Origin of the sequence: Streptomyces sp. URMC 127 (assembly GCF_051386535.1) — a bacterium.
Classification (GTDB): Bacteria; Actinomycetota; Actinomycetes; order Streptomycetales; family Streptomycetaceae; genus Streptomyces.
Genome location: NZ_JBPQTW010000124.1, coordinates 1 through 19,274 on the forward strand (window position 1 = coordinate 1; position 19,274 = coordinate 19,274).

The following is a 19,274-nucleotide window of genomic DNA, read 5'->3' on the forward strand; positions in this document are numbered from 1 at the left end:
GCCGGCAGCCGGGGGCCGGCGGGGCCCCGGGGGCCGAAGGGCCCTGGGAGGAGGGGAAGCAGGTGCGCCTGCCGGGAGAGGCCATGACGCGGGGCGTGCGGTTGTCCGCGACGCAGTCGTCCGCGGTGGCGAACTCGACGGACACGGGCGCCTCTTCCGGGCCCGTGCCGAGGGCGAAGACCGTGCCGCTCCCTCCGGAGAAGAGCAGCAGGACGGAGACCAGCACGGCCACCACGGCCCGCAACGCGGGCTGCCGGGACGGCGGTGCGGGGCTCCACAGGGTCATGCACCAAGCGTAATCAGTCAATTACTTTGGGCGCATTCCACCGTTCGGGTGAGGCCGTCGGCGCCGGCGCGGCATCTCCCGCCGGGAACGGGGCACCTGGCCCGTATGGTCGCACAGCCCGCGGCACGGAACCCGGGCGCGCCGTACGGTCGGAGCAGGGCTTCCCCGTCCTCGGCGGCGGCCCCGAGCCACGGCAACGACGGCGGAGGAGGAGCAGGTGACGGATGCCCGGGAGAGTGCGGACCACGTCAGCGTGCATCTGACGGACTGCGGTCACCAGGATGCGGGCGCGGTCTTCGGCGTCCTTGAGGCCGCCTTCCCCGAGGCCGGGCCGCCGCGCAGCGAGACCAGCCCGGGCGCGCCCGGCGCGGGTCCGATGATCTGGTGCATGACCGTCGACACCCGCGCGCGGCGGGCGGCAGGCGGGCAGCCGCCGGGGCAGGCGCCCCTCACGGGGACGGTCACGGCCGATCTGTTCGGGGCCGCCGACCCCGTACGCCAGGTCAAGGAGGAGCTGGAGCGGGCCTTCGCCGCCGAGCACCGCGGCCACGTCTCCGGCGAGCACGAGATGGAGCTGCGGCTGCGTCTGGCGACGCGAACCGCCTCGTGAGGCGCGCCACTTCGCTCTTCCGCCACCGCGTCCCGGCAGCCTAGAGTGCACGGTGCAGCTGGTTCGCCCTGCTCGCCAGGCAGGCGCGTCGCAAGAGGGAACCCGGTGGGAATCCGGGACTGCCCCGCAGCGGTGAGCGGGAACGACCGCCGTCATACGCACTGGATCCGCGAGGGTCCGGGAAGCGACGGCCAGTAGGTGCCATACGGCGTGCCCGCGAGTCCGAAGACCTGCCAACTGCCCGTGCGCTGCCGAGCGCACGGAGATCCCGGTGACCTCGAGGGCGGGTCGGCGAACATACAGGCGGGCACACGCGGCGGCGCAACGAGCGACCGCATCGCGGCGGCGGCCCGTCCGGTCTGCCGTCCCTTCGCGCCTTCCGTCCGTCCCGGGGTCATGGACGCACGCTCGCGAAGGAGAGTTCCGTGACCAGCAAGTCCGCAGCCGCGGCAGCACAGGCCACCGTTCACGGCTATCCCCGGCAGGGGCAGGGCCGGGAACTGAAGAAGGCGATCGAGGGGTACTGGAAGGGCCGTGTCACGGCCGAAGCCCTGCAGGAGACCGCCGCCGCGCTGCGCCGCACGAACTGGCAGCAGCTCGCCGAGGCCGGTGTGCACGAAGTGCCCACGGGCGACTTCTCGTTCTACGACCACGTCCTGGACACCAGTGTGATGGTCGGTGCGATCCCCGGGCGGCACCGCGCGGCCGTCGAGGCCGGTGCCCTGGACGGCTACTTCGCCATGGCCCGTGGCACGCAGGAGGTGGCGCCGCTGGAGATGACCAAGTGGTTCGACACCAACTACCACTACCTGGTCCCCGAACTCGGCCCGGACACGGTCTTCTCCGCGGACTCCGGCAAGCAGGTCGCGGAGCTGAAGGAGGCCCTGGCGCTCGGCCTGACGGCCCGTCCGGTGCTCGTCGGCCCGGTCACGTACCTGCTGCTGGCCAAGCCCGCGCCCGGCGTCGCCGCCGGCTTCGAGCCGCTCACCCTCCTCGACCGGCTGCTGCCGGTGTACGCGGAGGTCCTCGCCGACCTGCGGGCCGCGGGCGCCGCATGGGTGCAGCTCGACGAGCCCGCCCTGGTGCAGGACCGCTCCCCGGCCGAGCTGAACGCCGCCGCCCGCGCCTACCGCGAGCTGGGCGGTCTCACCGACCGGCCCCGGCTGCTGGTCGCCTCGTACTTCGACCGGCTCGGCGAGGCCCTGCCGGTCCTCGCCAAAGCGCCCGTCGAAGGCCTCGCGCTGGACTTCACCGGACCCGCCGCCGCCAACCTCGGCGACCTCGCGGCCGCCGGCGGGCTGCCCGGCAAGCGGCTCGTGGCCGGCGTCGTCGACGGCCGCAACGTGTGGATCAACGACTTCGAGAAGTCCCTGTCCGTCCTCGGCACCCTCCTCGGCCTCGCCGGCCGGGTCGACGTCGCGCCGTCCTGCTCCCTGCTGCACGTGCCGCTGGACGCGGCGGCCGAGCGGGACATCGACCCGCAGATCGCCCGCTGGCTCGCGTTCGCCCGCCAGAAGACCGCCGAAGTGGTCACCCTGGCCCGCGGCCTGGCCGAGGGCCCGGACACCGTCGCGGCCGCCCTGGCCGCCAACCGCGCCGACCTGGCCTCGCGGGCCGGCTCCGCCATCACCCGCGACCCGGCCGTGCGCGCCCGCGCCGCGGCCGTCACCGAGGCCGACTGCCGCCGCTCACAGCCGTACGAGCAGCGGGCCGCCGCCCAGCGGGCCCACCTCGGCCTGCCCCTGCTGCCGGTCACCACCATCGGCTCCTTCCCGCAGACCACGGAGCTGCGCACGGCGCGCGCCGACCTGCGGTCCGGCCGGATGGACGAGGAGGCGTACGAGGAGCGCATCAAGGCCGAGATCCGTGAGGTCCTCGCCTTCCAGGAGAAGGCCGGCATCGACGTGCTCGTGCACGGCGAGCCCGAGCGCAACGACATGGTGCAGTACTTCGCCGAGCAGCTGACGGGCTATCTGGCCACGCAGCACGGCTGGGTCCAGTCGTACGGCACGCGCTACGTCCGGCCGCCGATCCTGGCCGGTGACATCTCCCGCCCCGAGCCGATGACGGTGCGCTGGACCCGCTACGCCCAGTCGGTGGCGGGCAAGCCCGTCAAGGGCATGCTGACCGGCCCGGTCACCATGCTCGCCTGGTCGTTCGTCCGTGACGACCAGCCGCTCGGCGAGACCGCCCGCCAGGTCGCCCTCGCCCTGCGCGACGAGGTCGCCGACCTGGAGGCCGCGGGCACGTCGGTGATCCAGGTGGACGAGCCCGCGCTGCGCGAGACGCTGCCGCTGCGCGCCGCCGGCCACGCCGCGTACCTGGCGTGGGCGACGGAGGCCTTCCGCCTCACCACCGCCGGCGTCCGGCCGGACACACAGATCCACACGCACATGTGCTACGCGGAGTTCGGCGACATCCTGCGGGCCATCGACGACCTCGACGCCGACGTCATCAGCCTGGAGGCCGCCCGCTCGCACATGCAGGTCGCCGCCGAGCTGGCCACGGCGGGCTACCCGCGCGAGGTCGGGCCCGGCGTCTACGACATCCACTCCCCGCGCGTCCCCGGCGCGGACGAGGCCGCGGCGCTGCTGCGCAAGGGCCTGGAGGCGATCCCCGGCGAGCGGCTGTGGGTCAACCCCGACTGCGGACTGAAGACCCGCGGCTGGCCCGAGGTCCGGGCCTCGCTGGAGAACCTGGTCGCGGCGGCGCGGCAGGTGCGGGCGGAGCTGCCCGGAGGTGCTGCCTGACGGAACCTTTGCTGAGAGCCTGACTTCCTCAGAACCCGCGGGAGGGGGCGGGCGCCGGTGCGATCCGGCGCCCGCCCCCTCCTGTCGTGCCGTCAGCGCGCGGGCAGGATCCGGTCGAGGTGGTAGTCCAGCGTCGCCCGCACGTCGGCGAGGGTGCGCCGGCCGTGGAGCACGTCCATCCCCAAACCCGTCGCCCCGGATACCAGCAGGTCCGCCTCCCGGTCGGGGTCGAGGCCGGGCGGGGGGCCGTCCGCCGCGTGCGCCTGCCGGATCAGGCCGGCGACGAGCTCCTCCACGGGCCGGCCGGCGTGCAGGAAGACTTCGGCCAGGGCGGGGTCGTTCAGGCTGCGCACGTAGTACGCGACGAAGACGCGCAGCGCCCGGCCGCGCTGCTCGTCCAGCGGCAGGAACTCGCCGAGGACGGCGCCCAGGACGGCCCGCGGGTCCGGCGGGCCGGCGAGCCGGGCCATGCGCTCCCGGGCCCGCCGCTCGTTCTCCTCGTGCAGCAGGTTCAGTGCGGCCACGAGGAGGCCGTGCTTGCTCCCGAAGTGGTACTGGACCACGCGCAGGGACACGCCCGCCGCGGCCGCGACCTCCCGCATGCTGGCGGCCTCCAGGCCGCGCTCCGCGGCGATCCGCCAGACGGCCTCGGCGATCTGCTGCCGGCGCGCTCCTCCCTCGGCGCGGGCGGCGGGCTCGCCCGCCGCGGGCCGGGCCGCGGCCGCCCGGCTGCGCGCCACGGCCCGCCGCCGGTACGCCTTGGCCTGGCAGCCGCGCGAGCAGTAGACGGGCGGGCGGCCCCGGACGGCGGCGGCGAGCGGGACCCCGCAGACCCGGCATGGATTTTCGTCACGCATAAAGGCAGCCTACTCCCAGGAAAAATGCGTGATGAAACCCGACATACAACGCACACCCCTTGATACGGTCGTACCAAGAAACGGAACTCCGAGCAGAGGGGTGCATCGTGCACGAGGCCTGGTACAGGCTCATCTCCATCGTCGTGTGCGTCGTGGGCGTCTGGCAGGGCCCGCTGGCGATCGTCTACCGGCTCGTCAGCGACGACGGGGGCACGGTCATGCGGGCGGCGAACTACCTCCCGTCGCCCTGGTGCTACGTCGTGGCCGTCGTGGCGGGGCTCGTCGCGTACGGCGTGCTGGCCGTGCTCGACGCCGGGCGCAAGAAGGCGCTGGCCCGGCAGGCCGCCGCCTAGCGCTCACGGTTCCGGGTGACACCCGCCCGCCGTGCGGTTGAGATCCCGGCGCGCCGGTTACCCATCAGCCGCGGTCCCGTGAGGAAGCGGTGCCGGAGAGCCGACAGGGAGCGTGGCGGGTGAAAGAGAAGGTCCGGGATGCGGCCCTGACCGGCTTCGTGGCGCTGGACCGGCGGCTGCCGGCCGCCGAAGCGGCGAAGGCGCTGCTGCGCAAGGCGTTCCCCGACCACTGGTCGTTCCTCCTGGGGGAGCTCGCCCTCTACAGCTTCGCCGTCCTGGTGCTCACCGGCTCCTACCTCACGCTCTTCTTCGACCCGAGCATGACGCAGAGCGTGTACGCCGGGCCGTACGAGCCGCTGCGCGGCCTGCGGATGTCGCAGGCGTACCTGTCGACGCTCCAGCTGAGCTTCGAGGTGCGGGGCGGGCTGCTCATCCGCCAGGTCCACCACTGGGCCGCGCTCGTCTTCGTGGCGGCGATCGCGGTCCACATGCTCCGGATCTTCTTCACGGGCGCCTTCCGCAGGCCCCGGGAGGTGAACTGGATCGTGGGGCTGACGCTGTTCGCCCTCTCCCTCCTCGAAGGGTTCGCCGGCTACTCGCTCCCCGACGACCTGCTGTCCGGGACGGGGATGCGGACGGCGAACTCGATCGTGATGTCGATCCCCGTCGCCGGCACGTACCTGAGCTCGTTCATCTGGCGCGGGGCGTTCCCCGGGCAGCTGATCATCCCGCGGCTGTACGTCGTGCACGTGCTGTTCGTGCCGGGGGTGCTGATCGCCCTGGTGACGGTGCACCTGATGCTGGTGGTCTACCTCAAGCACACCCACTGGGCGGAGCGCGGCCGGACGAACCGCAATGCCGTCGGGCAGCCCATGTTCCCGCAGTTCGTCACGAAGTCGACGGGCCTGTTCCTGATGGTGTTCGGCGCGCTGACCGCCCTCGCCGCGCTCGCCCAGGTCAACCCCGTCTGGGCGTACGGGCCCTACCGGGCCGACCAGGTGGCGACGGACGCCCAGCCCGACTGGTACGTGGGCTTCCTGGAGGGCGCCCTGCGGGTGATGCCTCCGTGGGAGACGGTGCTGTGGGGGCACACCTTCATGTGGAACGTGCTGATCCCGACGGTCGTCCTGCCGGGCGCCCTCTTCGCGGGCCTGTACCTGTACCCCTTCCTGGAGAAGTGGGTCGCCGGGGACCGCTCGGAGCACCATCTGGCCGACCGCCCCCGCAACCAGGCCGCCCGGACCGCGCTGGGAGTGGCCGGCATCGTCTTCTACGCCGTCCTGCTGGCGGCCGGCGGCAACGACGTGATCGCGTACTCCTTCCGGGTCTCCGTCAACACCCTGACGTGGATCTTCCGCATCGCGGTGATCCTCGGCCCGGTGCTGGCGTACTGGGTCACCCGGCGCATCTGCCTGGCCCTGCAGGCCCACGACCGCAAGCTGCTCGCCGAGGGGCACGAGAGCGGCAACGTCGAGCAGGACGTCCAGGGCGGGCTGAGCGAAGGCCACGAAGCGCTGTCCGCCGGACACAGCTACCGCTTGATGGTGCGTGAGCTGCCCCTGCCCGAGGCGCGGCCGGAGGGGCAGCTGCCGCGCCGGCAGCGACTGCGGCTGGCCCTGAACTCGTGGTACTACCGCGATCGCGTCGAGATCCCGGTGACGCCCGAGCAGCGGCGCGCCGTCGAGGAGCGGACGGCCGCGCCGCCCGAGCCGGAGGAGCCGGGCGAGGCCGCGGGGCGCGGCGAGCCGGCCGGGCGCGGCACGTGAGGCGCCCGCCGCTTCAGGCGTCGCGCTGGACGTACTGGAAGGCCATGCCGCCCACCCCGGCGGCCAGGACGCCGAAGCCGACGAGGAACAGCCACAGCCCGTAGACGATGCCGAGGGCGGAGAGGGCGGCGCCCAGCGCGGTCAGCGGCGGGTAGGCGCTGCGCGGCGGGAAGAAGTCCAGCGGGCCCGCGCGGTCGGCGACGACGGCCTTCTTGTCGTCCTCCGGCCGGGGGCCGCGACGGCGGTAGTTCATGGTGAAGAAGAAGGACATCAGCAACGCCATGATGAAGGAGACCGTCAGCGCCGCGGTCCCCGCGGGCTCGCGCCCGGAGAGCCAGGCGTAGACGGCCCCGGTGACGAGGAAGAAGCCGGCGACGCCGGCGAAGAGGACGGCCTCGGTCTTCATGGGGATCGCTCCTCGCTGTCCGGGAAGGGCCTTCGCAATCCGGGAGGGGCCTTCGCTATCCGGGAAGGGCCTTCGTCTCCGCGGCTTCCAGCGCCTCGGGGTGGTGCAGGTCGAAGGCCGGGGAGTCGGACCGGACCCGCGGCAGCGCGTGGAAGTTGTGACGCGGCGGCGGGCAGCTCGTGGCCCACTCCAGGGAACGGCCGTAGCCCCAGGGGTCGTCGACGGTCACCTTGGGCGCGTGGCGGGCCGTGCGCCACACGTTGTACAGGAACGGCAGGGTGGAGATGCCGAGCAGGAACGCGCCGATGGACGAGACGGTGTTCATGAGGGTGAACCCGTCGGCGGCGAGGTAGTCGGCGTAGCGCCGGGGCATGCCGGACTGGCCGAGCCAGTGCTGCACCAGGAAGGTGATCTGGAAACCGGCGAAGAGCGTGAAGAAGTGGATCCGCCCCAGCCGCTCGTCGAGCATGCGGCCCGTCCACTTCGGCCACCAGAAGTAGAAGCCGCCGAACATGGCGAAGACGACGGTCCCGAAGAGCACGTAGTGCAGGTGGGCCACGATGAAGTACGTGTCGGTGACGTGGAAGTCGAGCGGCGGCGAGGCGATGAGGACGCCGCTGAGACCGCCGAGCAGGAAGGTGACGAGGAATCCGGCCGCCCACAGCATGGGCGTCTCGAAGGAGAGGCCGCCGCGCCACATGGTGCCGATCCAGTTGAAGAACTTCACCCCGGTCGGGACGGCGATCAGGAAGGACATCAGGGAGAAGAAGGGCAGCAGGACGGCTCCCGTGGCGAACATGTGGTGCGCCCACACGGAGGCCGACAGCATGGTGATGGCGATGGTGGCGCCCACCATCCCGTAGTAGCCGAAGAGCGGTTTGCGGCTGAACACCGGGATGATCTCGGTGATGACGCCGAAGAACGGCAGCGCGACGATGTAGACCTCGGGGTGGCCGAAGAACCAGAACAGGTGCTGCCACAGCAGGGCGCCGCCGTTGGCCGCGTCGAAGACGTGGGCGCCGAACTTCCGGTCCGCCTCCAGGGCGAGCAGGGCGGCGGTCAGCACGGGGAAGGCCAGCAGCGCCAGGATCGAGGTGAAGAGGATGTTCCACGTGAAGACCGGCATGCGGAACATCGTCATGCCCGGCGCGCGCAGGCTGACGATGGTGGCGATGAAGTTCACCGACCCCAGGGTGGTGCTCAGGCCCGCGACGACCAGGCCCATCGCCCACAGGTCGCCGCCCGCGCCGGGCGAGAAGACGGCGCTGTTGAGCGGGGCGTAGGCGAACCAGCCGAACGGCGCGGCACCGCCGGGCACGACGAAGCCGGAGACGACGATCAGCCCTCCGAGGAGGAACAGCCAGTACGTCATGGCGTTCAGCCGCGGGAAGGCCACGTCCGGGGAGCCGATCTGCAGGGGCATCACGGCGTTGGCGAACCCGGCGAACATGGGCGTCGCGAACAGCAGCATCATGACGGTGCCGTGCATGGTGACCAGCTGGTTGTACTGCGCGTGGCTGACGATCTGCAGACCCGGCCGGGCCAGTTCGGCCCGCATGACCATCGCCATGAGACCCCCGAAGAGGAAGAAGCAGAAGGCGGTCACCAGATACATGTTCCCGATCACCTTGTGATCGGTGGTGGTGAGGTACGTCAGCATCCTGCTGCCCAGCCGGACCGGGGCGCCGTCGCCGGTCTCCGTCGCCCCGCCGGTCCTCTCCTGATCCAGCTGTGCCATCGCCCCTCCGTGGGCCCGTGCCCGGTTGCGGCGGGCGCCTCGTGTGTAGCCGGGCGCGCCGGAGCGCAAACCACGACTGGGCCATTCGGACGGGCGGCCGGAAGCACACCACACATGACCGGCCCGGATCCGGGCAGACGGACGGCAAGGAGGTGAACCTCAATGGTTCCACTGCTGATCGTCCTTCTTCTCGCCCTGATCCTCTTCGGCGCCGGCTTCGCCCTCAAGGTCCTCTGGTGGGTCGCGCTCATCGTGATCGTCCTCTGGCTCCTCGGCTTCCTCGTGCGTTCCGGCGGAGGCCGCTGGTACCGCTGGTAGCAGCGGGGCCCCGGCTTCGGCTCCGCGGGCGACCGGCCCGGTCCGGCCAGGGGTTACGGCGTTGTGCCACCGGGCGCGCCCTCGTGCGGTGTAATGGCCCGGAAGAGTGGCGAGACACCGGCACCCCTCAGGAGCGAGCGTGGAGACACCACCGCACGAAGCCGCGGCCTCGGCCGCGCGGCAGGAGGCAGCGCGGCTGACGGCCAAGGACATCCACGGCATCGCACTGACCTGGGTCGACAACGCGGGCATCACCCGCGTCAAGGCCATTCCCACCGCTCGCCTCGCCCACGCGGCCCAGTGGGGCGTGGGCATGTCGCCCGTCTTCGACGTCTACCTCAGCGACGACTCCGCCGTCACGAGCCGTCACATCGGCGGCCCCGACGGCGACCTGCGCCTCTTCCCCGACCTCGACCGGCTCACCGTCCTGGCCGCACAGCCCGGCTGGGCTTGGGCCCCCGCCGACCGGTACGAACAGGACGGCGCCCCCTACGCGGCCTGCCAGCGCGGGTTCGCGCGGCGCATGACCGACCGGGCCGCGCGGGACGGCCTCGACCTGCGCATGGGCTACGAGACCGAGTGGGTCGTCATCCACGCCGCCGAGCAGACCGGCGAGAGGGCCGTTGCCGGGCCCGGGGCGCGCGCGGCGGACGGTCCGCCGCGCTACGCCGGGCCCGGTCCCGCCTACGGCATGACGCGCGTCGTCGGCCTCTCCGACTACGTCCGCGACGTCCTGCAGGCCCTGGCCGCCCAGGGCATCGACGTGCTGCAGATCCACCCGGAGTACTCCCCCGGCCAGTTCGAGGTCTCCACCGCCCCGGCCGGCCCGGTCACCGCCGCCGACCACTGCGTGCTCGTCCGCGAGACCATCCGCGCCGTCTCCGCGCGCCACGGCCTGCACGCCACGTTCGCGCCCCTCGTCGAGCCCGGGACCGTGGGCAACGGCGCGCACCTCCACCTCAGCCTCTGGCGCGACGGCCGCAACCTCTTCCGCGGCGGCGACGGGCCCTTCGGCATGACGCGGCCCGGCGAGGCGTTCCTCGCGGGCGTCCTCCACGAGCTCCCCGCGCTGCTGGCGATCACCGCCCCGCACCCCGCGGGCTACCTCCGGCTCGCCCCGTCCCGGTGGGCCGGCGCCTTCCAGTGCTGGGGGCCGGAGAACCGGGAGGCGGCGCTGCGCTTCATCCCGGGCCCGGCCCACGCCGCCGGCAGCGCCAACGCCGAGATCAAGTGCATCGACGCGACGGCGAATCCGTATCTGACGGCGGGCGCGGTCATCGCCGCCGGGCTGAACGGCATCGAGCAGAAGCTCACCCTGCCCGAGCCCGTCAGCGGCGACCCCGCCGTCACCCGCGCCGCGGTGCCCCGGCTGCCCACGAGCCTGCCGCAGGCGCTCGACCGCCTCCGCGGCTCGCAACTGCTGCGGGACGCCCTGGGAGAGCCGCTCTTCGAGGCGTTCCTGGCCGTCCGCGAAGGCGAGCACGCGCGCACGCAGCACGACACCCCGGAGGCCGTCGTCGCGGACCTGCGGCACCGGTACTGACCATTCCGACCATTCCTGGAAAGGGGCCGCGCCGATGGCGGATCCGGCGGACGTGACGGACCCGGCGGACCGGGAGGGCCCGGCGGAGCCGGTGGACCTGGTGGACCACCACTGCCACGGCGTGGCCCGCGGCCCCCTCGACGAGGCGCGGTTCCTGTCCTACCTGACGGAGTCCGACGCCCCGGCGGCCGCCGGCACCACGTTCTTCGACAGCCAGCTGGGCTTCGCCGTGCGCCGCTGGTGCCCGCCGCTGCTCGGGCTCCCCGCCCACTGCCCGCCCGGCGACTACCTGGCCCGCCGCGCCGAGCTGGGCGACGAGGAGGTCACCCGGCGGCTGCTGCGCTCCACCGGCATCACCGACTACGTGGTCGACACCGGCCTGGCCGACGGCCTCACCACCCCCGCCGAGCTCGCCGCGGCGGGCGGCGGGCGCGCCCACGAGATCGTACGGCTGGAGACCGTCGCCGAGCGCGTGGCGGAGAAGGCGGGCAGCAGCCGGGAGTTCCTCGACGGTCTGCAGGAGGCCGTGCACGCAGCGGCCCGGACGGCGGCGGGCTTCAAGTCGGTGGCCGCCTACCGGCACGGCCTCGGCCTCGACCCCGCCCCGCCGGGCCCCGGAGAGCTCGGCGCCGCCGCGGACCGGCTGCTGGCCGTACGGGACGAGGGACGCCGCCTCGACGACCCCGTCCTCCTGCGGCACCTGCTGTGGACCGCCGCCGCAACGGGGCTGCCGCTGCAGATCCACACCGGGTTCGGCGACCCGGACCTGCGCCTGCACCACAGCGACCCCGCGCTGCTCACCGGCTTCATCAAGGCCGTGCGGCCGACGGGCTGCTCGCTGGTGCTCCTGCACGCCTACCCGTACCACCGCAGCGCGGCCTACCTGGCCCACGTCTTCCCGCACGTCTACGCCGACGTCGGGCTGACGCTCTCGTACACCGGGGCGCGCGCCGCGGCCGTCCTCGCCGAGGTGCTGGAACTGGCCCCGTTCGGGAAGGTCATGTTCTCCACCGACGCCTACGGGCTGCCGGAGCTGTACGCCGTAGGCAGCCTCCTCTTCACGCGGGCGCTCGGGCAGCTGACGAAGACGTGGGTGGGCGAGGGCGCCTGGGCCGCCGCCGACGCGCCCCGGATCGCGGCGCTGATCGGCTCCGGGAACGCGCGGCGGGTGTACGGGCTGGCGCCTTGAGCCGTCAGAGCACGGGAGCGAGCGAGACCGGAAGGTTGATCACGTGGACATCGGCCACGTCCAGCCCGACGTACTGATTCGCGTGCCCCACCGCGAGACCACCGAGGGCATTGAGATCGACCTCGGCGTGGGCCGGTGACGCCAGCACCGCCCCGCACACGCTCAGCAGAACGGTGACACCGGCCGTTGTCAGGGCGGAACGCAGACGCTTCATACCGACTCCTCGCTACGGGGGAACTGTCACCCGGCTGTTACCGTCCCGGCACGCCCGTCACTCCCGCTCTGCCCGCACGCGCCGCGGCGCACCACCGCGCGCCCCGGTCGCAAGCGGGCTCTTCCTGACGCGGTGTCAGCGCGCCACGGTGGGCGGCACGTTCTCCTCCGCCTCCTGCAGGTGCGCGCGGATGCGGCCGGCCGCGCCCTCGCCGCCGGGGACCCGCTCCCACAGGGCGAGCAGGGCGGGGGCGAGGCGGTGCACCTGGTCGCCGCTGTGCTGCCAGCAGTAGTGCGCGCGCTTCAGCGCCGCGAGGGCTTCTCCGTCCTCGGGCCCGCTGCGGCCGAGGCGCGCGGCGGTGGCCGTCATCCACAGTTCGGCGGCCCGGGAGTGGTCGCCGGCCATGCGCGCGAGGTCCGCGCGGACCTCGACCCACAGGCCCGCCTCCGGGCTGTCCGGCCCGAAGCGGCGCAGGGCCTGCTGCTCGCCCGCGGCGGCCATGGCCGCGGCCTCGTTGTGCCGGCCGGCGTGGGCGGCGGCCAGGATGACCGGCAGGAGATCGTCCTGCGCCGGGACCGGAACGGCCGCCACGGGGGCGGGCTCGGGAGCCGGGGGCCGGACCGGGGCGGGCTCGGGGGCCCATGGCCGGGCCGGAGCAGGCTCGGAGGCCGGGGGCCGGGCCGGTGCAGGCTCGGGCCGGGTCTCCGGTTGCGGGTGCGGGCGGGCCGCGGCGGCGGCGTTGGCCAGGACCGGGCCGGGCGTTCCCCACTGCAAGGGCACGGTCTCAGGGCCGGATCCCCCGCCGTGGAGGGCGCGTTGGTGCACCGTGAGCACGTCGAGCACAGGACCGGCGTGCGGGTCGCCGGTCTGCAGGGCTTCGAGGAGCGCTCGCGTGTACGGGCCGGCTTCGCGCGCGGGCGCCGGCGGGGCGGGGTTGACGACACCGAACAGCGGCACGCCCTGGGCGAGTTCGCCGGAGCGGGCCCCGCCGGCGACGTGCGGGAGGGCGGGAGCGTCGGCCTCCAGGTCGGCCAGCAGCAGCACCGGCCCCGCGTGGGCCTGCAGGGTGCGCAGCAGCCACGCCCAGGGCAGGCCGGTGTAGCGCACGGTGGCCGGGGTGCTGCCCGGCAGGGCCAGGTGCAGCTCGCTGCCGCGGCGGGCGGGGACCATCAGCCGCCCGGTCACCCAGACCAGGAGCGGTCCGGGCACCGCCGCGGCGTGCTGCAGGTACGCCAGGGCGCTCTGCTGGCCCTCCACCGCGGGGAGTTGGACCACGTCCACGGCGTCCGCGGCGAGGAAGCGGCGGGGGTGGGCGCCCGCGACGGCGTGCGCGGTCGGATTCGGCAGGACACCTCGTCGCCGGTCAGGCGTACCGTCCAGTAACAGCACACAACCCCGGACCGTGTCGACCACTACGCACTTCCTCCCTGGCAGCACACAAAGGCACAGGCCACTGTAGAGCCCATGAGTGCGGCCGGGGGAGGAACTCCCTCCGACCACCCGGCCGACCGGCCTGCCGGGGCGCCGGCCCCGGCGCACCGGGAGGGTCAGGCCGCGGAGCCCGCGCGGACCACCGGGAGGTGCCGCGGTCCGCGGACGAGGAGGCCGGGGCGGTAGGGAAGCGTGGCGGGGTCGGCGGCGAGGGCGAGGCCGGGCACCGTACCGCCCGCGCCGAAGAGCGCCGGAAGGGCGATCTCCGCTTCGAGCCGGGCGAGCCGGGAGCCGAGGCAGAAGTGCGGGCCGTGCCCGAAGGCCGCGTGCGGCGCCGCCCGTTCGGCCGCGCGCTCCCCCGAAGGGGCGTAGCGGGCGGGCCGGAAGGCGTCCGGGTCCGGGAAGACGCCGGGGTCGCGGTTGGCCGCGGCGAGGACGACGAGGACCGAGGCGCCGGCGGGCACGACCACCCCGTCGCCCAGGTCGACCTGCTCGGTGGTGCGCCGCCACGTCGTGCCCTCCAGGGGGCTGGCGTGACGCAGGGCCTCCTCGGCCACGGCGGCCCAGCCCGCGGGCCCGCCCTGCCGGGCCGCGGCCAGCTCGCGGGGGTGGGTGAGCAGGAGGAGGGAGGCGGAGGCGATCAGGTTCATGGTCGTCTCGTAGCCGGCGAAGAGCAGCAGGAACGCCATGGCGAGCAGCTCTCCGTCGTCCAGGCCGCCCTCGGCCTGGTCGTGGACGAGGGTGCTGAAGAGGTCGTCGCCGGGCGCCCGCCGCTTCTGCGCGATGAGCGCGGTGAAGTAGGCGTGGAGGCTGGTCCAGGCGCGGTCGACGGCACCGGCGGGGAGCGCGTCCGCGGGCGAGCCGACCTGGTAGGTCCACGTGCGCAGGTCGGCCCGGTCGGCGGTGGGCACGCCGAGCACCTCGCCGATGACGAGGACGGGCAGCGGGAAGGCGAAGGCGTCGACGAGGTCGGCCGTGCCCCCGCGCTCCAGCCGGTCGGCCACGTCCGCCGCCAGCTCCGCCGTGAGCCGCTCGATGCGGGGGCGGAGGGCGTCGACCCGGCGCGGGGCGAAGGCGGCGGTGGTCAGGCGGCGCAGCCGGGTGTGGTCGGGCGCGTCGGTGTTGAGCATGTGGCGGGCGAGGCAGCCGCGGGCGCGCAGGGCCGGCGAGTCGGGCTTGGGGCGGCCCGCGGCGGGCGGGGGCACGTTGGAGAAGCGCGGGTCGGCCAGGACTTCGCGGGCCTGCCGGTAACCGGTGACCAGCCAGGCTTCCGTGCCGTTGGCCAGCGCCACCCGCGCCGCGGGGCCGGTGGTGCGCAGGCGTGCGTAGTACGGGTAGGGGTCGCGTGCGAAGGCGGGGTCCGCGGGGTCGAGGGTGTCGAGCACCTGTTCATCCTCGTCCGTCGCGCACGTTTCCGGACAGCGGGGCCGATACCAGTGCTGAGGAGGGGTACCTGTACGGTTCCCACAACCCCGGGCGGCTACGGCGTGGGCGGGCACTCCTTCCACGCCAGGCGGTAGAGGGTGTTGATCGCGCCGTCGGTGGAGTCCATGGCCATGAAGCTGGTGGTCTTCGTGGGGTCGGAGGTGCCCGCTCCGACGCTGAGTTCGGTGTTGATGTTGAAGTTGCGCTGCTCGCCGCAGGGCGCCCACACGTACTGCGCGACCTCGTTGCTGTCGGTCGCCTGCCAGCTGTCGTCCAGCGCGCCCTTGAACGGGTGCGACTTGACGGTGGTCTCCGATTGTCCCTGGAAGTAGTAGGAGGCTTTTTGCTCACCCGTCGCTCCGGGTTCGAGGTGGGCATATCCGCGGTAGTCGACGCTGGCAATCGCGTACGTGAATCCGTGCGGCACATGGACGATCAGATTCAATTGACAGTTCTTGCGGGAGTCCGTCGGTTTTGTTCCCCGTCCGACCTGGGCGAGGTACTGGCTGTAGGTGACGGTGAAGGCGGTGTTGTCGAGGGAGACGGCCACGGCGGCGGTGCCCTGGGGGCAGCCGGAGCCGTTCACCGTCGCGACCTCGATCACGATTTTGTCGGGCGGCACGGCGATCGCCGGGGCCGCGGCGTGCGCGGGCAGTACCGGGCCGCATACCGCGGCCAGTGCCGCACTGCAGAGGACGAGCACTCTGGATCTGGACATGGCGCTCCCACGGCTGGTCGTCGGCGTGCTCAAGGGAAATCGCTCCCGGAAGATCGCAGTGGCGAAAGGCCGGATCCGGGTGAGGAATCCATTCCACAGGGCGGTGGAGAAGTCAACAGCGCACTATCTGGGAAATGGCGTTCCGGACACCTGAAACCCCGCCGTTCTCCGCGACGGAAACCGGTGCCGCAATCCGGTGCAGAACCGGCTTCCCCGCACCGGCCGCAGGACGGCGCCCCCGGCGCTACGGTGTCGCCATGACGAGCGACGCGATCGTCGTGGGGGCCGGCGTCATCGGGCTGACCACCGCGGTGGTGCTGGCGGAGACCGGGCGCCGGGTGGAGGTGTGGAGCCGGGAGCTGCCCGCGCAGACCACCTCCGCCGTGGCCGGCGGCCTGTGGTGGCCGTACCGGATCGAGCCCCGGGAGGCGGTCGCGGCCTGGGCCCTCACGTCCCTCGGGCAGCTGTCCGCTCTCGCGGACCGGCCGGACGAGACGGGCGTCCGGCTCGTCGACGGGACGCACGCCTGCACGGAGCCGGAAGAGCGGAGCGGCTGGGCCGCGGGCGTTCCGGGGCTGCGGCCGGCCGCTCGCGGCGAACTGCCCGCGGGCTACGGACACGGCCTCCGCGCCCGCACACCCCTGGTGGACATGCCCGTATATCTCGCCTACCTGCAGCGGCGGTTCGCCGCGGCGGGCGGCACCGTCGTCCACCGGGCCGTACCGCACCTGGCCGAGGCCGGCCGCGCCGCGCCCGTCGTCGTCAACTGCAGCGGCCTCGGCGCCCGCGACCTCGTTCCCGACCCGCGGGTGCATCCCGTGCAGGGACAGGTCGTCGTCGTGGAGAACCCGGGCGTCACCGAGTGGCTCGCCGCCGAGGACCGCACGACCGGAGAGATCCTCCACGTCTTCCCGCAGCCGTACGGGGTGGTCCTCGGCGGGACGGCGCGCGAGCACGTCTGGGACCGCGCGCCGTCGCCCGCCACGGCGCGGGCGATCGTCAGCCGGTGCGCCCGGGTGGACCCGCGGCTGGCGCGGGCCCGGGTGCTGGCCCACCGGGCCGGCCTGCGTCCGGCCCGCTCCCCCGCGCGGCTGGAGGCCGGCCGGCTGCCGGGCGGGGCGCGGCTGGTCCACAACTACGGCCACGGCGGGGCGGGAGTGACGGTGTCGTGGGGCTGCGCCCTCGCGGCGGCGGGGCTCGCGGACGGGGACGGCCCCCGGGAGGGGGCCGTCAGTCCTGGGCGCGCTGGGTGACCGGGGCGTCCGTGCAGTCGCCGAGGAACTCGTACCAGCGGCGGCGCAGGCAGACGTAGCGCGTGTCCGCCTCGACCAGCCGCAGGAACGACGTCACCGCCTCCACCAGGCGCTCGTGGAGCCCGCTGTCGGCGAGGTCGCCGTCGCCGGCGAACCCCTCGTGCGCCCGCGCGAGGCTGAACATGTCGGGGTACACGCGCGTGCCCAGGTGTTCGAGCGGGACGCGCAGGGCCCACAGCCCGCGGTTGCCGCCGATCATGGAGGGCGATGCCGAGACCAGGAGGGCGTGCTTGTCCTTGAACGGCTGGGGGCGGACGCGGGAGACCCAGTCGATGGCGTTCTTCAGCCCGCCGGGCATCGAGGCGTTGTACTCCGGCGAGGAGATCACCAGGGCGTGGCACGCGGCCAGCCGGTCGCGCAGGGCGAGCGCCCCCGGCGGCAGGCCCTCGGCGGCTTCGGCGTCGCCGTTGTAGAGGGGCATCGAGAACTCGTCCATGTGGGCGTGGTCGACGTCCGCGCCCGCCTCGTCGCGCACCAGGCGGGCCACGAGTGCGGCCAGGCGGGCGTTGAGCGAATCGGTCCGCAGGGACGCGCCGAGCACGAGCACGCGCATGGGGCCGGGAGCGGTTCCGCCGGCCATGTCAGGCCGCACTGTGCCGGGCGCGGGTGCGGGAGAGGGCCGGGCCGTCACCGGCGCCGCGGCGCTCCTGCAGGCGGCCGGCCAGCCACACGGCGACCGGCCCCAGCGCGGTGAGCAGCGCCATGCCGGCCCACACGCGCATGGCGACCGAGGCGTGGCCCAGCACCGCCGACGCCAGCAGGCACGCTCCGAACGTGCCGGCCCACCACAGGTGCGTGCGGAACGTCGCGGTGCAGTCCCCCGACGCCGACGCGCCCTTGGGGGTCACCACGAAGCCCGAGCGCCGGCGCAGCAGGGCCTGGCCCATGGCCCGCGCGTACAGGGGAGCGGAGACCGCCGACATCACCATCCCGGCCACGCCCGAGGAGCCCACCGGCTCGTGCGGGCTGACGTTGTGGCGGCGGTTGACGACGTACAGGCAGATCTGCAGCACGGCCGCGTCGCCGTAGAGCATCAGCCACACCTGCGAGGGCACGTTGATCCCCGAGGCTCCCAGGCCCAGGCACAGGACGCAGGAGACGCCGCCGAGGAGCCAGGTCATGGCGGCCATGGGGTAGTAGGCGACCAGCAGGCAGTAGTTCCACAGGCGGCCCGGGGACAGGGACCACACGGCGCGCCCGAACTGCCGCAGGAGGGTCTCGAACGTCCCGCGCGACCAGCGCAGCTGCTGGGAGAAGAAGTCCGTCCACGACGAGGGGCCCTCGCCCACCGCCAGCACGTCGGGGGTGTAGACCGAGCGCCAGCGGCGGCCCGTCGCCGGGTTCTTGCGCCGGTGGATCTCCAGGCCCGTCGCCATGTCCTCGGTGATCGAGTCGTAGAAGCCGCCGATCTGCTGCAGGACGCTGACCCGCACGCAGTTGGACGTCCCCACGAACATCGGCGATCCGTACCGGTTGCCGGCGCGCTGCACCAGGGCGTGGAAGAGGAACTGCTGGCTCTCGGCGGCCTTCGTCACGAGGGCCGCGTAGTTGCCGTAGACCTGAGGGCCCACCACGAAGGCCACGTCCGGATCGCGGAAGTAGCCCAGCATGCGCTCAAGGAAGTCCGGCAGCGGCACGTGGTCGGTGTCCACGCAGGCCACGAAGTCGTAGCCGTGGCCGTGCGCGTCCAGCCAGGCGTTGTAGTTGCCGTGCTTCGTCCGGGCCCGGAACCTGCCCGAGGGCCGGTTGTAGCGCGCCACGCCCTTGCGGGAGAAGTGCCGCACGCCCAGCCGCGCGCACAGCGCCCGCGCGCCGGGGTCGTCGCCCTCGTCCAGCAGCCACACGTCCACCAGGCCGTCGTAGCCGACGCGCACCGCCCCCTCCAGCGTCGCCGACACCATGGCGAGGGGCTCCTTCCCCGGCACGAACGTCGTGCAGAAGGCCACCCGCGCGCCGGGCTGCGCGCGCACCGGCACCGGGTCCCGCGCTGCGCACGAGGCGTGCGCCACGGAGACCACGTTCACCACGCGGAAGACCTCGACCAGTCCGACGGACGCGAGCATCACCGCGTCCACCGAGCCCAGCCACCCGTCCCGCACCACCCAGTGGTCCGGCCACAGCAGCCACACCAGCACCCCCACCGCCGTCAGCGGCGCCAGCCCCACCAGCAGGGCCGTCCACAGCCCCGCGAGGCCCGCCCGGCCCCGCAGCCCGCGGTAGGCGACCCGGTACGGCCCCGGCGGCGGGGGCTCGACCGCTCCGGCCAGGCGGCTGAACGCCTCGTAGTCGTAGTCGCCGGCGGGTGCCGCGCCCGCTGCGGGAGCCGCCCCGCCGCGCTCCCCCGCCGGCCCCGGTAC

Annotated in this window: 18 protein-coding genes and 1 riboswitch; of the genes, 8 read left to right on the plus strand and 10 right to left on the minus strand. The window is 73.8% G+C overall.

The genetic code is table 11. The features are described from left to right. Positions 1–286: hypothetical protein (locus tag ACSNOH_RS22590; protein WP_436723240.1), on the minus strand; the 286-nt coding region annotated here is incomplete at its 3' end. A gap of 217 nt (positions 287–503) precedes the next feature. Between ACSNOH_RS22590 and ACSNOH_RS22595 the strand changes: the two genes are divergently transcribed. Both ACSNOH_RS22595 and metE read left to right on the plus strand, forming a co-directional pair. After that, on the plus strand, positions 504–896 hold the full coding sequence (locus ACSNOH_RS22595) for a hypothetical protein (protein ID WP_436723241.1): 393 nt from the start codon (positions 504–506) through the stop codon (positions 894–896). A gap of 41 nt (positions 897–937) precedes the next feature. Further along, positions 938–1,148: riboswitch (cobalamin riboswitch) on the plus strand. 173 nt (positions 1,149–1,321) lie between these two features. Further along, the gene (gene metE, locus ACSNOH_RS22600) at positions 1,322–3,646 is read left to right on the plus strand and encodes a 5-methyltetrahydropteroyltriglutamate--homocysteine S-methyltransferase (protein WP_436723242.1); all 2,325 of its coding nucleotides are present in this window, start codon (positions 1,322–1,324) and stop codon (positions 3,644–3,646) included. Between the two features lie 92 nt (positions 3,647–3,738). Here the strand turns inward: metE and ACSNOH_RS22605 are convergent, their stop codons facing one another. Further along, positions 3,739–4,503: a TetR/AcrR family transcriptional regulator gene (locus tag ACSNOH_RS22605; protein WP_436723243.1), complete on the minus strand. Its 765-nt coding sequence runs from the start codon at positions 4,501–4,503 to the stop codon at positions 3,739–3,741. A 107-nt stretch (positions 4,504–4,610) separates the two neighbouring features. On the opposite strand from ACSNOH_RS22605, the gene ACSNOH_RS22610 reads away from it, so the two are divergent. Both ACSNOH_RS22610 and qcrB read left to right on the plus strand, forming a co-directional pair. Continuing rightward, entirely contained in the window at positions 4,611–4,856 is a 246-nt protein-coding gene (locus ACSNOH_RS22610) for a hypothetical protein (RefSeq protein WP_436723244.1), read from the plus strand. Positions 4,857–4,975: 119 nt separating this feature from the next. After that, positions 4,976–6,622: a cytochrome bc1 complex cytochrome b subunit gene (gene qcrB, locus ACSNOH_RS22615; RefSeq protein WP_436723245.1), complete on the plus strand. Its 1,647-nt coding sequence runs from the start codon at positions 4,976–4,978 to the stop codon at positions 6,620–6,622. A 13-nt stretch (positions 6,623–6,635) separates the two neighbouring features. Here the strand turns inward: qcrB and ctaF are convergent, their stop codons facing one another. After that, complete coding sequence (ctaF, locus tag ACSNOH_RS22620; RefSeq protein WP_436723246.1) at positions 6,636–7,028, minus strand: aa3-type cytochrome oxidase subunit IV; 393 nt, start codon at positions 7,026–7,028, stop codon at positions 6,636–6,638. Between the two features lie 55 nt (positions 7,029–7,083). Then, positions 7,084–8,766 carry an aa3-type cytochrome oxidase subunit I gene (ctaD, locus tag ACSNOH_RS22625; RefSeq protein ID WP_436723247.1) on the minus strand — a complete coding sequence of 561 codons (1,683 nt, stop codon included), beginning with the start codon at positions 8,764–8,766 and terminating at the stop codon, positions 7,084–7,086. Between the two features lie 162 nt (positions 8,767–8,928). On the opposite strand from ctaD, the gene ACSNOH_RS22630 reads away from it, so the two are divergent. The 3 genes from ACSNOH_RS22630 to ACSNOH_RS22640 all read left to right on the plus strand — a co-directional run bounded on the left by ACSNOH_RS22630 (position 8,929) and on the right by ACSNOH_RS22640 (position 11,816). Next, the gene (locus tag ACSNOH_RS22630; protein WP_436723248.1) at positions 8,929–9,084 is read left to right on the plus strand and encodes a hydrophobic protein; all 156 of its coding nucleotides are present in this window, start codon (positions 8,929–8,931) and stop codon (positions 9,082–9,084) included. Between the two features lie 139 nt (positions 9,085–9,223). Next, on the plus strand, positions 9,224–10,627 hold the full coding sequence (locus ACSNOH_RS22635; protein ID WP_436723249.1) for a glutamine synthetase family protein: 1,404 nt from the start codon (positions 9,224–9,226) through the stop codon (positions 10,625–10,627). A gap of 34 nt (positions 10,628–10,661) precedes the next feature. Next, entirely contained in the window at positions 10,662–11,816 is a 1,155-nt protein-coding gene (locus tag ACSNOH_RS22640; protein WP_436723250.1) for an amidohydrolase family protein, read from the plus strand. 4 nt (positions 11,817–11,820) lie between these two features. Here ACSNOH_RS22640 and ACSNOH_RS22645 read toward each other — a convergent pair whose 3' ends face one another. The 4 genes from ACSNOH_RS22645 to ACSNOH_RS22660 form a co-directional block, all read right to left on the minus strand. After that, the gene (locus tag ACSNOH_RS22645; protein WP_436723251.1) at positions 11,821–12,030 is read right to left on the minus strand and encodes a hypothetical protein; all 210 of its coding nucleotides are present in this window, start codon (positions 12,028–12,030) and stop codon (positions 11,821–11,823) included. A 135-nt stretch (positions 12,031–12,165) separates the two neighbouring features. Next, positions 12,166–13,443, minus strand: coding sequence for a hypothetical protein (locus ACSNOH_RS22650; protein WP_436723252.1), 1,278 nt, complete (start codon positions 13,441–13,443; stop codon positions 12,166–12,168). Between the two features lie 134 nt (positions 13,444–13,577). After that, positions 13,578–14,846, minus strand: a complete 1,269-nt coding sequence (locus tag ACSNOH_RS22655; protein ID WP_436723253.1) for a cytochrome P450 — start codon at positions 14,844–14,846, stop codon at positions 13,578–13,580. A gap of 95 nt (positions 14,847–14,941) precedes the next feature. Then, positions 14,942–15,604 carry a DUF4360 domain-containing protein gene (locus tag ACSNOH_RS22660; protein ID WP_436723254.1) on the minus strand — a complete coding sequence of 221 codons (663 nt, stop codon included), beginning with the start codon at positions 15,602–15,604 and terminating at the stop codon, positions 14,942–14,944. Between the two features lie 257 nt (positions 15,605–15,861). On the opposite strand from ACSNOH_RS22660, the gene ACSNOH_RS22665 reads away from it, so the two are divergent. Then, positions 15,862–16,857 carry an FAD-dependent oxidoreductase gene (locus tag ACSNOH_RS22665; RefSeq protein ID WP_436723255.1) on the plus strand — a complete coding sequence of 332 codons (996 nt, stop codon included), beginning with the start codon at positions 15,862–15,864 and terminating at the stop codon, positions 16,855–16,857. Here ACSNOH_RS22665 and ACSNOH_RS22670 read toward each other — a convergent pair. After that, positions 16,835–17,497, minus strand: coding sequence for an NADPH-dependent FMN reductase (locus ACSNOH_RS22670; protein ID WP_436723256.1), 663 nt, complete (start codon positions 17,495–17,497; stop codon positions 16,835–16,837). The genes ACSNOH_RS22665 and ACSNOH_RS22670 overlap by 23 nt on opposite strands. A 1-nt stretch (position 17,498) precedes the next feature. Then, positions 17,499–19,274, minus strand: a 1,776-nt coding sequence (locus ACSNOH_RS22675; protein ID WP_436723257.1) for a glycosyltransferase family 2 protein, incomplete at its 5' end; no start/stop codon positions are given.